Below are 14,877 nucleotides of genomic sequence, written 5' to 3' on the forward strand. Positions count from 1 at the left end.
TTTTGAGGCGCCTTGATCGAGAAGCAACGATGCTCACTGAAACCACGCCGCTTTTATTTCCCGAGGTATTGCACGCCCATCGCCTGGACGAATTGATCGCCACCCACGACTTGACGCAGGCAGACCTCGACTGGTTGCAGCACATTGCCCTGCCCGACCACACCCAGCGCGCAGCGCAGACACCCCCGATGTTCGCCGAAACCATTCTGTTGCAAGCCGATGAAAAACCGCCCATTGCACTGGCCGGCTGCTTTGTCCTCAGCACCTCGTCGAACAGCAGCGAAACCAGCACCCACCCGGTGTTCCTCTACACGCCAAGTGGTGGAATCAAAAAATTCGACAACCTGGTATCCCTCGAAGCACAGATTGACCAGATGCGCCGGGACACTGCGCAACGCGATGACCTGTTTCGTCTCTTGTCGATTGCCCAACGCAGCGAACTGAACAGCACCACCGACATCAGGCAGACCCGGCGACTCATCGAAGAGGATGTTTTCAAGACCCAGCTCGAATCCATCGAGCACGCCCAGAGCCTCAATGCCTTGGCCATGGTGAATGAACTGATCAAATTGCCCTCGTTAAGATCGATGCTTGACCAGCTATTGAACGAGGCGCTGCCGGATCTGGATCATCGACAGATCCGCGTGGCGTTCTCCAAGGAGACTCACCCGCAAGATCCGAAGGCAATCCCGGTGACTGAAAGCATCCCACTGAGCAATGCAGTCCTGGACTACTTCCATCATCAGGGGTGGCGTGCCGGGCATGACTTCGATCTGACTCATCCGGGTACGCCCGCATCGTCCTACAGTCAGCAGCAATGGGAAAACATCATAAAAGACATTGCCACAACACTGATTCCAACGCTGATCAGCTGCATCGATGCCTTTTGGGAGGGAAGAGCCGCCTCTTTCTATATATCACGACGCAAACTTCTATCTCGCGTCATTCACGATGGGTTATCGGCGTCCATCCTGATCGAACGGGAGAAAGGACAACTGACGGATGAGCAGAGTCGTGAGCTGTTTCGGTTATTGCGTCCCTCTCGCCGAGACGAAACACTGCTGTTCATCGAAACGATTCGACTCTGGGAGTATGAACCGAACTACGTGGAGCTTGCCGGCTCCATGATGATCAGCGCCAAGGGGCATTATCTTTATACGCCCCTCGACGGCGTTCAAAAGATAACCAACTATACGGGCTTCAAGGACAGGTTGTACGGTCAATCCGCAAGCACTGTAGAAAAAGAGAAAATCTATAGCCTCTTGAGCCTGGAAGAGCGTAACCGCTTCCAGCGCTTCGATGAGCCGCAGCTTTCGGGCAAGTCACTGGACTTACCGGTCGCCGAAACCCTGGCAAGCGCAATAATTGAAAAGCAGAAGAATAACTTCCATTACGCATTGGAGATGTCTCGCCAGGCCGATGTCGACATCCACTCGCTCATTGACAAGGCGTTGGATATACGCGCTTTCATCAACAAACGACTCTTGGCGCAGCCAACCGCCGGACATTGGGGAACTCGTCCCGCGTTTCATGGGGACCTGCGCCCATCCAATTTCATGGCCGATCAACTGGAAAGAAGGGGCAAGAGCTATACCGATGTGGAAGAGGCTTTCGACGGTCTCTTTAGTCAGTTGCCAACATCCTCCAACGTTTCGCTGCTCAATGGGCTGAGGCCGCTACTGGCTGAGCTGACCAATGTTTTTTCTTTGGGTATCCGCGCCGAGGCCGAACTCAGGGAGCTTGGTTCGAGTCTGTCGTCGATTGCAAATAACCTGATCAGAGCAGTTTTAGTCTACGACCCAGACTACCCGGACCGCTCGCAACGCAAAACGGTCAGGGGCTTTCGGCCGGATGTCTATTCGTTGACGCTCGCCTGTGGCGAAGAAGGCCGAACGGTCCTGCTGCCGCTCGCCAATTGTTTTTTATTAACCGAGCGTGGAGGGCTGGATACTCCCCACTCAGGCATGGCAATCCTTTGGACACCTGCCGATGGCTTGCGGGCTTTTCCTTCCGTCGAGGTGGCCACCCGGCAATTGAATCAAGATCTGCTCGATTCCCAAAGACGCTTTGCATTGCTTGAAAATTTAACGGTCACTCAACGCCTGCCCCATAGGCGCTACCAACTCCAGGCCTATGAATTGATCGAAGACAACGTACTGATCAACCGGATGAGTTCGTTTATCAAATACTTTGAGGCCGAGTATGGCTATCTGAGCACATTAGAAGCCGGTGATTGGCAACTGACCGGATCGGCATTGGTCCACAGTCTTCAGGCGCTCCTGAACAAAGGCGCGCCCACCAATCTGAAACGCGCTACCGCTATCGCTCAGGCAAATGAACGGCAACAGAAACTACCTGCCTGGCTTGGCACTGCGTCCCTTGAAGAAAAACGCCTGCACATAGAAGTGCTTGAGCAATATAAAAACAGCGTGTCCGATGGCAAGGATTACCTGGACGGTATCGAGCCCCTGCGCACCTATGTGCATAAAAAACTGCAAACGCTATTGGACGCGCGCTTTCCTCGGAAAAACCTGAACCCCGAAACGATCCAGATCACGCCCAACCTCGCGATCGTGGGACCGGCCAGCTCGCTGACCGATTTTGCGTTGAATCACGTTGAGGTGACCAAAAAGGGTTTCAAGGTTTCGTCGACATCCACGCAGCCGTTGCCCGATGGTTTGAACGAGAGCGCCGTACGGCAAATGTTGTCGTCGCTGGATATCCCGACCGCCTATAAAAACCATGTAACCCAAGCACTTTCCAACAGTATTGTGGATGACCAGCCAAGAAAACGGCGCTTTCGGCAACAGTTGCCGTGGCAATTGTTGCAGTACGCTCACGCACGGTATCTACAGCAACACCTTTCCCCTCCGGCATTCGACCTGTTCCGGCAAGTCATGGACATGCCGGACGCCATCGCTCGTCAAGCGGTCGAGGGCGTCAGCGCATTCTTCCGCCCTTTGGAGCTGATCAAAACCGAAGGCGGTGCCGCGATCAAGGCATTGGGGCTTTACCTGTTCAGTTCGGCTACCGATGCAACCAGCCCTCACGTCCTGTATTCGCCCTACCATGACGGCGAGCTGTTACAGGAGTTCAAGGATGAAGCGAGCATCGTCGCGGCATTCAATACACCCGGCGCGCTCCAGGATTTGTTGATTCGTCGGCTTCCCCAGGACCAGCAAGCCACGTTCAAAAATCTCTTCGCAGCCACGCGCGGAAAACAATCGGAAATGACTCTGGGCTTCAGCCCCATCAATACAAATATTCTGCATACGCTGTATGACGACAACGCGACATTGCTGGCAGATATGTTGACCGCGCAAAACCAGGACCATCGTCAGTCTGATTGGGCAACGGTGCTGCATCTGTTCAGCTCCGGGGTCAGGATGTTGGGAAGACAGTTACCGGCCAAACTGACTTTCCTGGAAACGCTCTGGGAGAGTTATCAGGACTTCAAGGGGTCAGCCGAAGCCTTGCAACAGCATGACTGGAAAACAGGCCTGCACAATTTTATCGCAGGCGCCGCGGAGATGGTCTCGCTTGGCTTCTTGAACCGCGAGGATACATTCGGTCTTCTCGACCCTATCGAACCGGTTTCTGGAAACGCTACACCCGCGACAAACTGGAAGGACATCTCTTGCACGGCTCCGATGCGCACCGACCTCCAGGTCTTCGAAGCCTCGGACGTCAGCCTCTCGAATCTTCAACTTAGCCTGAGCGACGGGATCTATAAGGTTGCGGCGAATGGCAAGTCTTTTATCCCACTCGCCGGCAAGGTCTATCAAGTGGCAAAAGCCGGCCAGACCTGGCGAGTCATTCACGAACACGGTGAAGGGCCTTTATTGAAAAAGTCCCCGGACGGCCGGACATGGGAAATCGACCCGCAACGCCAAACCATTCGATTCGGCAAGGCCGGGTCGAAGCTGGCCATCACCTATAGCGACTTAAAGGCCAAAGGTTCATTGAACATTGAAGCACGGGGCATGGCCGAGATACGCAGGAAATATCCGCACCGGGCCAATGCAATCGTGCAGGCACTGGAGACCGCGAGGTTCTACTCATTCAACGCCCTTCACAACTTCGAGCAATTCAAGCGACAACCACTTGTGGGCTCTCGGCTGGATCATTTCCTGAGATTGTTTTTTGGGGTCAACAGCGTCGACGCCCGTCTTATCAGCAAAATTGAGGCGGCGATTTCTCCCATATGCCAGGCATTGGCCGATCCATCCTGGGCGCTACAGAATGCCGACCGCATCGTGATCGGCAACCTCAAGCACCTGGAAGATCGAGCAACCGCCTTCGTACTCGAGCCGGCAGCCGTGGGACGAATCTATATCACGCAGTTTTTTTTCGACCTGGGCCTGGATTGGTACAAGGCCGTCGTACCCGACATCTTCAATGTCGATGCGCATGCCCAGGGAGCGACCTTCATCCACGAAATTTCCCATCAGCTGTTCAATACGTTCGACATCATCTACCTGGACGCCGCACTACCATTTCTCGATTTGATTTCAACAGCGACTTACGCCGCAAAGTTGCAATACGACAAGCAAAGGGAGCTGCAACTCAACGGGCTTTCATTGACCACACCAAAGTCAAAACTGTTCACGCAATGGGACAGCATGGATAACACCTACAAGAAGCTGGAGCTGTTGCCTGAATACAGGCAAACCACCCGGGAAATCCTGAAGATAACCGGCGCCAGAACCATGGATAAAGCTCGCGATGATTTTCTCGATCCGATTTTGCCGGACAAACGCATCGACGTCATACTTCGCAACGCCGACTCGCTCACACTCTTGATTTGTGAATTGGGACGCCAACTCGACCCCACTCCATCACGGCAAATTGCCGCGCAGTGAAGGGTTTGGGTGGTTGATCTTTTTTCACGCCCTGTATGCGACGGTAGGCGACAACGAGTGTTTGAGTAAAAAAACAGGCTCATTGATGCGTAAACGCCATGGTGGCGGTTCTCGGCAGCTCATGCCCAAGGTTAGAATGCGGCAAACCAGGAAGAGTCAATGAGCGAACATACCCTCTCGGAAACCGAATACGACGCCATTACCGATGCCGCTGCCCATTGGTGCATGCGTTTGCATGCCGTCGATTGCACCGATGCCGAACGACAGGCGTTCAAGCAGTGGCACGATGCCGATCCTCTGCATGCTTTGGAATACGAAGCCATGCTGGAGATCTGGGCTGTTGCCGATCATCTGCCGCGCGTCGAGTCGGCGCCGGCCGCTCCAGCGCCCCGCCGCCGGTCGCGCTGGAGCCGATTGGCGGTCGCCGCTGCGGTGTTCGTAGTCGGTCTGCCCCTGGCCGCGTACACCGGCTGGAACCTGGGCTGGATTGCCAATTCCTACCAGCGCTTCGAAGCCGGCGCCAGCGTGCGTCATGTCACCCTGGGCGACGGCAGCGAGGTAGAACTCAACCTGGGCAGTGAGCTGGTATTTGCAAACTATAAAAACGAGCGCCGGGTGACGCTGGAAAAGGGCGAGGCGTTTTTTGACGTCAGCCACGACAAACAGCACCCGTTTGTCGTTCGGGCCGGCCAAGGCCAGGTGCGCGTAACCGGCACTCGCTTCAACGTATGGATGTACCAGGACCAGGTACGGGTCACGCTGCTGGAGGGTTCGGTGAGGGTGACCAGCAACCAGGCGATCACCCGTGACGGCCTACCGCTTTCCCCGGGTATGCAAGCCAGCTACAAGGCGGGCGACCACCAACCGCAAGTCCGTGAGACAGCCCCTAATGACAGCTCGCTGGCATGGCGCAACGGCAAGCTGGTGCTGGATAACCTCGCCCTGAGCGATGCACTGCCGCTGATCAACCGCTACCTCGACCGGCCCGTCATGCTGGCCGACAACAGCACCGGAAGCCTACGGATCGGTGGTATCTACAACATCAGCGAAGTGCAGAACCTGGTGCCTTCGCTGCCAAAGGTGCTGCCGGTCTACCTGACCCAGAACAAGCACGGTAACCCGGTCCTCAACTCCATCGGACAACGACCGGCCACTCACTGAAAGCTTTGCTCCCACAGCTTGGATCGGTGCCAGCCTGCGATTTCCCGGCCAACACAAATCCCCTGTGGAAGCGAGCTTGCTCGCGAGCGGTGGATCGGTCTACATCCAGTTTGAATGTGACCGCACACCAGCGGCTATTGCGTCGCCACCCTGCCCGTCTCATCACGCTCCCGGATAATCAACGCCTGATAATGCGGATCGGCCTTGATTTGCTGTTCGGTGAATGGCAGCACACTCCACTGCTTTTGCGAAAACGCCTGGGTCTGATCGGCCGAATAAGGCGACGCCGGGTCGCTGGAGAGAGAGAATGCCAGCAACCCCTGGGCCTGCGGACCTTTGCCGTCAAACGTCACCACTTGCAGATAGCTGGTCCCGCTGACCACTTCCCGCTTGCCGTTCGCCCCCGGCACACTCTGGATCGCGTTGTAGATGCCCAGTTCCCCGGGGCCGCCGTGAATCGGTGTCTGTCGGCTGCCGCTGCTAGCCACCTGGACGTCTTGCCATTGGCTGTCCTTCGACACCCCGGCGACCTTTACCGCCTCCACCGAAGCCAGCATGGCATCGCGCACGGCCTTGAGCACTGTTGGCCGCTCGATCGCCAGGCCGCGCGGGGTGTGTTGCGGGTCTTTGGGATCGAACGCGACGCGCCATGAATCAGGCACAGCTTGCAGCCGGTTCATGATGTGCTGGAAATGCACGAACCCCAGGCCGCTATTCAGGCCGGCCTTGCGATCCCAGGCCTTGAGGCTGGCACAAGCCTGGCCCAATGTCGAAGCATCGCCCCCCAGGTCAGCGGCGCAAACGCCGAGCAGGTCCGGCATCACCTGGTCAGCCAGGTAAACCTGATCGTCCATGACCATGCGCTGCAAATTCTCCACCTTCACCGGCCCGTCCTTGGCTAACTGGCCCATCCGCTGCAGCGCAAAACGCGCCCGCAGTCCCAGGGGTTGGCCTTGCTGACTGATCAACGGGGAGTAACCGGACAGCGGCTGCGAAGGGTTGGCCATCCAGGCCGAATCGTTGGAGTTCTGCACATAATCGCGGCGCAGCAACTGCGGAAGCCTGTCGGCGGCATAGATGCCTTTTTGCACGGCGTTGGAATCGATATCCCAGGCACACTCGCTGCGAGAGCCATCCAGCACGATCAGTCGCAACCCGGCCCGGGGATCGCTGCACCGAGCCAGTTTCTCGGCGTCGACGTTCGGCACCACCGACACGTTCATGTAGAGGCTTTGCCCCTGGTCGTCCACCGCCAGGGTATTGACCCAGGGAATGCCCTGAATCTTATGGACGGCCTGCTGTAGATCCTTAAGCGTGACGGCCTTGTTCATGGCGTACCACTGGGCCAGCACGCGATCGTTGTCCAGGTTCGCGTCCCGCAGGCTGTAGGCGAACCGGTTATCCCAATCCAGCCGGCCAGGCCATTGCACGATCGGGCCGAACTGCGAGCCATAGACCACTCGGGAAATCGTCTGCACCTGGCCGTCAGGTTGCTTGACGTCCACCGCAACCGTCTGCTGACTCATCGGCACAGACTTGCCGTCGAGCAGATAGCGGGTCGGGTCCTTCGGGTCGAGTTGCAGGCGGTACAGGGTGAAATGTTTCGAGCTGTCGACGGTGTGGGTCCAGGCCAGGTGCTGGCTGAAACCGATATTGATCATCGGCAGGCCTGGCAGCGCCGCGCCCATGACGTCCAGCTTGCCGGGAATGGTCAGGTGCATCTGGTAGAAACGCATGCCGCCCACCCACGGAAAATGTGGGTTCGCCAGCAACATCCCGCGGCCGTTGAACGAGCGCTCGCTGCCGATGGCCAGCGCATTGCTGCCACGCTCCAGGGCAAAACGCTGCTGCCGGGTTGCGGCGGCCGCGAAACCGGTGACCGGGGTGCCCGTCAGCGTGGTCGCCTGGGGCGGTTGCGCGCCGGCCAGAGCCTCGGCGAATTGGCCAACGCCGCCTTCCACCAACAGCCGACGGGCCAACTTGACCAGGTCCAGCGCCGTGATCGGCCGCACCCACTCGCTGGCACATTGTTCGGGCAGGCCTTTGGCCTGGCGTTCGACCAGCGCACGGTTGTAACCCGCCACGTAGCCTTCGACCAGTTGCTGCACTTGAGGTGTCTGGGCCTGCCAGAAAGCGGAAACCGCTTGCGGCGTGTTGAGCCAGCTGAAGAACAGATCGCTGACGCGGTTCTCCCGCTCCTCGACCGTGACCTGCTCCGGCCCGAAATAGCGCGAGCGCTGGGCGTTCACCGTGACAATCTCATTGGCCAGCAGGCACAGGTTGTCCTGGGCGTAGGCATAGCCGATGCCATAACCCAACCCACGTTCATCCTGCGCCCGGATATGCGGCACACCAAAACGGGTGCGACGGATCTCGGCACTGGCTTGCTGCCCATCGTCTTGCGCATTGACCACCGGGCTGAGCCCGAGGGCGATCCCCAGAAAAGCGCCTGCGAGGCCAACCCTCGATAACTGCCCGGACATTCTCACGTTCACTCCTGATGAAACCCTTCAGAAACCAGGACGGCTACCGGTGCGACAGTAGACAAACACTTGGTCCGCCTGGGAAATCACATGCCGCGTGCTGAACCGGAATGTGCCTACCTTGAAACGAACCGGATGAAAAAAAATTAATGGCTGACAGCCGCTTGAGCACGGCGGTTTTACGCGGCAAGGGCATTTTTTTCACATGATGCCCCTCATGATTGTGCGTCCTCGTTCGTCCTATTACAGGAGAGTATCCGTGACCTTTTCTGATCAGGCTGGTAAGGAGTTTTTGCATGCGTAACGCGCAACTGCCCATGGAGGGCAAACCAAGGGCGACCGGTGTCTCGCTGAGCGCCCCCCACCGAGTATTCGACAGGCCGGCAGAGCGAGGCGGCAATGACCACATCAGGCGCTTGCTCAAGAGCTTCGGGCTCAGGACCAGCCTGATTCGCCTAAAAGTCATCGACGCGCTGCTCAAGGCCGCCCATGAAAACCGCAGACTGGGCGTGCGCGGGGTGCACAGCCAGTTATTGGGACTGGACATTCCATTGTCCTTTCTCAGTGTGCGCGAGGTGTTGAAGCGCCTGTGCAGCGAGGGCGTCGTCACCCTCAACCCCGATAAAAGCTACAGCCTGCACCCCAGTGCGATGGCCGTGCTCCAGGCCAAGGATTGAAACCGGCGCTCAGGACTTGACCTTGCGCCGCATCACGCCGTTGATCACCACCACGATGACCGCCACGGCGATGGCGATGTATTGAAACAGCTGCTCGCTGATCATCCCCTTGCCCTGCATCCACGACAGCCCAAGCATGATTGCCAGGACGACGAGGACGATCAGAATCGAGTATTTCAAACGTTGTGAGTGAGTCATTACCAATTTTTCCTGAATGTATCCGTTCTGTATCCGAGACTTGCCAAGCCCATACCGTACTGCGGGACTGACGGGCTGCCAACGGGATTCCATGGTACAGCCGAAGGCGCGTATGCGCGCAACTGCGGCGGTTAATCATGAGCAATTATGTATGTTTCGTCGTATCAGTCTTTTGACCTGATCACCGTGGCGGCCCGGGCTTCGACATGCCCCGCTAACGGCCCCTGGTGAGAGAGCAAGTTTCCACACCGCGCCAACATCTTGCTGGCATCCGCCTCGTCCTTGAATGTTCATCGCCCTTCCAACCTGACAGTTCTGTAATCCCCGCCTCAGCCCCCCGTCAGCTCGCGCTCGCTACTCTGTTATCCTCCCGCCCAACCGTTGAAACGAGAGCACCTCCATGGCCCATCCCCTGCACCTGCTCGCCTTGAGCGCCCTGTTCATGACCACCCTGGCCCAGGCCGCCGAACCGATCAGTATCGATGTACACCGCGACGCCAATTGCGGCTGCTGCAAAAAGTGGATCTCGCACCTGCAAGAAAACGGTTTCAAGGTCAACGACCATGTCGAGGCCGACATGAGTTCGGTCAAGCAGCGCCTGGGTGTGGCGCCGAACCTGCGTTCTTGCCACACCGCCGAGATCAACGGCAAATTCGTCGAAGGCCATGTCCCGGCCGACCAAGTGCTGGCGCTGAGCAAGCGCGATGACTTGCTCGGTGTCGCCGCGCCGGGCATGCCCATGGGCTCGCCTGGCATGGAAATGGACGGCATGAGCGATGCCTACCAAGTCATCGGCCTGAAGAAAGACGGGACCCAAACCGTAGTGGCGGATTACCCGGCCCACTGATGGGTGAAGCCTATATCGGCTTGTTCCTGGCGGCTTTTGGCGCGGCAACCTTGTTGCCGCTGCAATCCGAGGCATTGTTGGTCGGCTTGTTGCTCAGCGAACGCCATGAGGTCTGGTTGCTGCTGGGGGTCGCCACGACTGGCAATGTCCTGGGTTCGCTGGTGAACTGGTGGCTGGGCACGCGCCTGGAGCACTTCAAGGATCGGCGCTGGTTTCCGGTCAGCCCGGCCCACCTGGACAAGGCTCGCGTGCACTACCAGCGTTTCGGCCGCTGGTCGCTGCTGCTCAGCTGGCTGCCAATCATCGGTGACCCGTTGACCCTGGTGGCCGGGGTGATGGGCGAACCGTGGCGGCGTTTCCTGCTGATCGTGACCCTTGCCAAGGGCCTGCGCTACGGCGTTCTCGCGTTGGCGACACAGGGTTGGATGGATTGAACGTTCGAGCTGTTCGGTTGCCAGTGGTTAATGTCGCCATAATCGCGTCGCGCCAGGATCGGCGGCGGCCACAAGGAGATTGACCATGCCCCGTACCACCGTGCGCTGGTTGCCCAGCCTGTTCCTCACCGCCGCCCTACCCCTGTTCGCCCAGGCCGCCAATTCACCTGAGGGCCCGGCCTACGGAGCGCAGTTGGAGGGCTTCGAATACCCCTACACCCTCAAGCACTTCGCTTTACAGTCCCAGGACCAGTCGCTGCAGATGGGCTATATGGACGTACCGGCCCAAGGCAAGGTCAATGGCCGCACCGTGGTGCTGATGCACGGCAAGAATTTCTGCGCCGCCACTTGGGGCGATTCGATCAAGGTGCTCAGCGAAGCCGGATACCGGGTCGTCGCGGTGGATCAGGTTGGCTTCTGCACCTCCAGCAAACCCGAGCATTACCAGTACAGTTTCCAGCAATTGGCGAGTAACACCCAGGCCTTGCTCAAAGCCCTCGGCGTACAGAAAGCCATCGTCCTCGGCCATTCCACCGGCGGCATGCTCGCCACCCGCTACGCCTTGCAGTTTCCCGACCAGGTCGAACGCCTGGCGATGGTCAACCCCATTGGCCTGGAAGACTGGAAAGCCTTGGGCGTGCCCTATCGCACCGTTGACCAATGGTACGCACGGGAGCTGAAAGTCAACGCCGAGGGCATTCGCCGCTACGAGCGCACGACCTATTACGGTGGTCGCTGGAAACCTGAGTTCGAGCGCTGGGTGGAGATGCTCGCCGGCTTGAACAAGGGCCCGGGTCATACGCAAGTGGCGTGGAACTCGGCGCTGATCTACGACATGATCTTCACCCAACCGGTCTATTACGAGTTCAAGAATCTGACGGTACCCACCCTGCTGTTGATCGGCACCAGCGACACCACCGCCATCGGCAGGGACATTGCGCCGCCGGCGGTCAAGGCCACGCTGGGCCACTACGAGGTACTGGGCAAGCGGGCCGCCGGGCTGATTCCCCATTCGACTTTGGTGGAGTTCCCCAATCTGGGGCATGCCCCGCAGATGGAAGCGCCGGATCGGTTCCACAAGGCCCTGTTGAACTGGCTGGACAAACCCATTCCCTGACGAGGTGTTCCATGGCGGTGCAAATAGCAGTCATCGACGATTGGCAAGATGTGGCACGTGACGTGGCGCACTGGTCGGTGCTGGACAGCGTCGGCCAGGTGACGTTTCTCCATGACTATCCCGCTGACCGTGACACCCTCGTCGAGCGTTTGCAGTACTTCGAAGTGATCTGCGTGATGCGCGAACGCACGTTGTTCGACGAAGGCCTGCTGCGTCGCCTGCCCAATCTCAAGCTGTTGCTCACCGGCGGCATGCGCAATGCCGCCCTGGACCTGAAGACTGCCGCCGAACTGGGTATCCAGGTGTGCGGCACCGACAGCTACAAGCACGCCACGCCCGAACTGACCTGGGCACTGATCATGGCCCTGACCCGCAACCTGGTGCAGGAAGCCAACGCCCTGCGCGCCGGCCTCTGGCAACAAGGCTTGGGTGGCGACCTGCACGGCAAGACGTTGGCGATCCTCGGCCTGGGCAGCATCGGTACGCGGGTGGCGCAGTTTGGCCAGGTGTTCGGTATGCGGGTCATTGCCTGGAGCCAGAACCTCAGCGCCGAGCGCGCCGCCGAAGCGGGCGTGACCTACGTGAGCAAGCAGGCATTGTTCGAGCAGGCCGATATTCTTTCGATCCACCTGGTGCTCGGTGAACGCACCCGCGGCCTGGTGGATGCCCAGGCACTGGCCTGGATGAAACCCGAGGCGCTGCTGGTCAACACCTCCCGCGGGCCGATCATCGACGAAAGCGCCCTGATCGACGCCCTCCAGCACAAGCGCCTGGCCGGCGCCGCCCTGGACGTATTCGCCCAGGAGCCTTTGCCTGCTGCCCATCCGTTCCGAACCCTGGATAACGTACTGGCCACGCCGCATGTGGGCTACGTAAGCCGGCAGAATTACCAGCGGTTCTATTCCCTGATGATCGAAGACCTGCTGGCCTGGGCGGCGGGACAGCCGATCCGGTTGCTGACGCCGGCCGGCTGAATTCTACCCAAATACCCAGGACACCTCCCACTGTTTCCAGTGCCCATAAATGCCATCAAAACGCCTCCACTCTACCCGCTCTCCAATGGTGCATTGCGCCACTCCATCGTGCACGCCGATGAAACAACGTCGCCCCCTATACACTCTTTTTCTTTCAGAAAACTGCACTTCGTCGGTGCGTATCCCCCTTTGTCATGTAAGAGATTGCCGACAAAAGCCGTGATTGTCGGACAATTCGACGAACCGAGCCGCACCTCTCTACGTTCTGACCTAGACTGCCTAGCCGGGGGGGAAACCAACCGGTCACCCAGACGAAAAAAAGTCGAAACTTTTCGTAGCGGCGACAGGTCAGGTTAGAGGTAGGGCAACCGCGACTGGTGCAGTCCTTGCACGGGTCACTGCAACAGCTCTTTCAGCTGATTCGCTTCGCCGCATTGGGTAGCCGTTTGCTTTCCTTGCGTAGCGCTTGTGCGCCTGGCCGCAGGATGTGGCCAATGAAACAACAGCTCTGGCGCTTGCCGGAAACAGATCGAGAAAATGGGAGATATTTATGATCAGTGCTGCCTTGGAACCACAACAAGTCCGTTCTCAACTACCGCCCGCGGCCGAATCGCCAACGGCACCGGTGCTGGCCACCGGCGGCAAGGCACTGCTCCCCGTCGTTCGACAGAATCCCAACCGCAAAAAAATATTATTCGTCACCTCGGAAATCGCCGATCTGGTAAAGACCGGCGGCCTGGGCGATGTCTCCTCCGCATTGCCCCGGGCCATGGCCGGCCTGCATGATGTCCGGGTGCTGATCCCCGGTTATCCGCAAGTGATGAACAGCGGCAATCCGATCCACATCATCGGCGAACTGGGCGGCCACGCAGCGCTACCGCCTTGCAAGATCGGGCGCATGGACATGGCCGACGGCCTGGTGGTCTACGTCCTGATCTGCCCGGAACTCTTTGCCCGCGAAGGCTCCCCTTACGGTGCCAATAACGGTCGCGACTGGCCCGACAACCACATTCGCTTCGCCCGCCTGGGCCTGGCCGCGGCCGACATCGCCGCCAACCTCGCGCAGATCCACTGGTGCCCGGACCTGGTCCATGCCCACGACTGGCCCGCCGGGTTGGCGCCGGCCTATATGCACTGGCGCGGGCAACGCACCCCGACGCTGTTTACTATCCATAACCTGGCCTATCAGGGCGTCGTCAGCCTGGCGTCGTGCCCGGAACTGGGCATCCCCGAACACGCCCTGCAACAGGAAGGCATGGAGTTCTACGGCAAACTGTCGTTCCTCAAGGCCGGGATGGCCTACTCCAGCCATATCACCACCGTCAGCGCTACCTACGCCCAGGAGATCACCACCCCGGCGTTTGGTTGCGGGCTCGACGGGTTTCTCGCCGCCAAGACCCAGCAAGGCCTGCTCAGCGGCATCCCCAACGGTATCGATGAAAGCTGGGACTCGGCCACCGACACCCACCTGTTCCGGCAGTTCGCCATGGGCGACTGGGAAGGCAAGGCGGTCAACGCGTCCCATGTGCGTGAGCTCTTTGGCCTCGACGACGCCACTGGCCCGCTGTTCGCCGTGGTTTCACGCCTGGTCTACCAGAAAGGCCTGGACCTGACCGAAGCGGTCGCCGAGTTCATCGTCGAGTCCGGCGGCCAGATCGCCATCATCGGCCGCGGAGAACCGGAGGAAGAACAGGCCATGCGTGAACTGGCGCTGCGCTTCCCCGGACGCATCGGCGTACGCATCGGCTTCAATGAAACCGATGCGCGACGGATGTTCGCTGGCAGCGACTTCCTGCTGATGCCGTCGCGCTACGAGCCCTGTGGCTTGAGCCAGATGTACGCCCAGCGCTTCGGCTCGCTGCCGGTGGCGCGCAATACCGGAGGGTTGGCGGACACCATCGAAGATGGCATCACCGGTTTCCTGTTCGATGAGTCCACCGTGGAGAGCTATAAACAAGCCTTGAGCCGGGCCTTCAAGGTCTTCGAGTTCCCCGACTTGCTCAACGCCATGCGCTGCCGGGCCATGTCGGCGCCATTCAACTGGTGCCAGGCCGTGGAACCCTACGCCGAACTCTACGAACAGCTGGTGACTAAGTCACTGGGAAAATCGGCCAGACAATGAGG

At 59.0% G+C, this 14,877-nt stretch carries 10 protein-coding genes; 8 read left to right on the plus strand and 2 right to left on the minus strand.

Going from position 1 to position 14,877, the window contains the following annotated elements:
* Window positions 1-29 precede the first annotated feature (29 nt).
* Together AACY31_RS07365 and AACY31_RS07370 are read left to right on the plus strand one after the other, a co-directional pair.
* On the plus strand, window positions 30-4,862 hold the full coding sequence (locus tag AACY31_RS07365) for a dermonecrotic toxin domain-containing protein (protein WP_339504244.1): 4,833 nt from the start codon (window positions 30-32) through the stop codon (window positions 4,860-4,862).
* A 159-nt stretch (window positions 4,863-5,021) separates the two neighbouring features.
* Window positions 5,022-6,023, plus strand: coding sequence for a FecR family protein (locus tag AACY31_RS07370; protein ID WP_339491870.1), 1,002 nt, complete (start codon window positions 5,022-5,024; stop codon window positions 6,021-6,023).
* Between the two features lie 134 nt (window positions 6,024-6,157).
* Here the strand turns inward: AACY31_RS07370 and pvdQ are convergent, their stop codons facing one another.
* Complete coding sequence (gene pvdQ, locus AACY31_RS07375; protein WP_339504246.1) at window positions 6,158-8,506, minus strand: bifunctional acylase PvdQ; 2,349 nt, start codon at window positions 8,504-8,506, stop codon at window positions 6,158-6,160.
* 296 nt (window positions 8,507-8,802) lie between these two features.
* On the opposite strand from pvdQ, the gene AACY31_RS07380 reads away from it, so the two are divergent.
* The gene (locus tag AACY31_RS07380; RefSeq protein WP_339482957.1) at window positions 8,803-9,183 is read left to right on the plus strand and encodes a fe2+ zn2+ uptake regulation protein; all 381 of its coding nucleotides are present in this window, start codon (window positions 8,803-8,805) and stop codon (window positions 9,181-9,183) included.
* Window positions 9,184-9,192: 9 nt separating this feature from the next.
* Here the strand turns inward: AACY31_RS07380 and AACY31_RS07385 are convergent, their stop codons facing one another.
* Window positions 9,193-9,381 (minus strand): hypothetical protein, encoded by a 189-nt coding sequence (locus AACY31_RS07385; RefSeq protein ID WP_003202135.1) that lies wholly within the window; start codon window positions 9,379-9,381, stop codon window positions 9,193-9,195.
* Between the two features lie 400 nt (window positions 9,382-9,781).
* Here AACY31_RS07385 and AACY31_RS07390 point away from each other — a divergent pair, with 400 nt between their 5' ends.
* The 5 genes from AACY31_RS07390 to glgA all read left to right on the plus strand — a co-directional run bounded on the left by AACY31_RS07390 (window position 9,782) and on the right by glgA (window position 14,875).
* Window positions 9,782-10,228 (plus strand): DUF411 domain-containing protein, encoded by a 447-nt coding sequence (locus AACY31_RS07390; RefSeq protein WP_339482955.1) that lies wholly within the window; start codon window positions 9,782-9,784, stop codon window positions 10,226-10,228.
* The gene (locus AACY31_RS07395) at window positions 10,228-10,662 is read left to right on the plus strand and encodes a YqaA family protein (protein ID WP_339482954.1); all 435 of its coding nucleotides are present in this window, start codon (window positions 10,228-10,230) and stop codon (window positions 10,660-10,662) included. Before AACY31_RS07390 ends, AACY31_RS07395 begins: the two co-directional genes overlap by 1 nt.
* An 85-nt stretch (window positions 10,663-10,747) precedes the next feature.
* Window positions 10,748-11,779 (plus strand): alpha/beta fold hydrolase, encoded by a 1,032-nt coding sequence (locus AACY31_RS07400; RefSeq protein ID WP_339491873.1) that lies wholly within the window; start codon window positions 10,748-10,750, stop codon window positions 11,777-11,779.
* 11 nt (window positions 11,780-11,790) lie between these two features.
* Window positions 11,791-12,753, plus strand: coding sequence for a D-2-hydroxyacid dehydrogenase family protein (locus tag AACY31_RS07405; protein WP_339482952.1), 963 nt, complete (start codon window positions 11,791-11,793; stop codon window positions 12,751-12,753).
* A 550-nt stretch (window positions 12,754-13,303) separates the two neighbouring features.
* A complete protein-coding gene (gene glgA / locus AACY31_RS07410; RefSeq protein WP_339482951.1) occupies window positions 13,304-14,875 on the plus strand; it encodes a glycogen synthase GlgA in 1,572 nt (523 codons plus the stop codon).
* Window positions 14,876-14,877 lie beyond the last annotated feature (2 nt).

Source organism: Pseudomonas sp. RL_105y_Pfl2_101 (assembly GCF_963970585.1).
Taxonomy (GTDB): domain Bacteria; phylum Pseudomonadota; class Gammaproteobacteria; order Pseudomonadales; family Pseudomonadaceae; genus Aquipseudomonas.

Bases quoted from the DNA above. Each gene is read 5' to 3' on its own strand.
- AACY31_RS07395 (WP_339482954.1), top strand. From the start codon at position 10,228: ATGGGTGAAGCCTATATCGGCTTGTTCCTGGCGGCTTTTGGCGCGGCA.
- AACY31_RS07400 (WP_339491873.1), top strand. From the start codon at position 10,748: ATGCCCCGTACCACCGTGCGCTGGTTGCCCAGCCTGTTCCTCACCGCC.
- AACY31_RS07370 (WP_339491870.1), top strand. From the start codon at position 5,022: ATGAGCGAACATACCCTCTCGGAAACCGAATACGACGCCATTACCGAT.
- pvdQ (WP_339504246.1), bottom strand. From the start codon at position 8,506: ATGTCCGGGCAGTTATCGAGGGTTGGCCTCGCAGGCGCTTTTCTGGGG.
- AACY31_RS07380 (WP_339482957.1), top strand. From the start codon at position 8,803: ATGCGTAACGCGCAACTGCCCATGGAGGGCAAACCAAGGGCGACCGGT.
- AACY31_RS07385 (WP_003202135.1), bottom strand. From the start codon at position 9,381: ATGACTCACTCACAACGTTTGAAATACTCGATTCTGATCGTCCTCGTC.
- AACY31_RS07365 (WP_339504244.1), top strand. From the start codon at position 30: ATGCTCACTGAAACCACGCCGCTTTTATTTCCCGAGGTATTGCACGCC.
- AACY31_RS07390 (WP_339482955.1), top strand. From the start codon at position 9,782: ATGGCCCATCCCCTGCACCTGCTCGCCTTGAGCGCCCTGTTCATGACC.
- glgA (WP_339482951.1), top strand. From the start codon at position 13,304: ATGATCAGTGCTGCCTTGGAACCACAACAAGTCCGTTCTCAACTACCG.
- AACY31_RS07405 (WP_339482952.1), top strand. From the start codon at position 11,791: ATGGCGGTGCAAATAGCAGTCATCGACGATTGGCAAGATGTGGCACGT.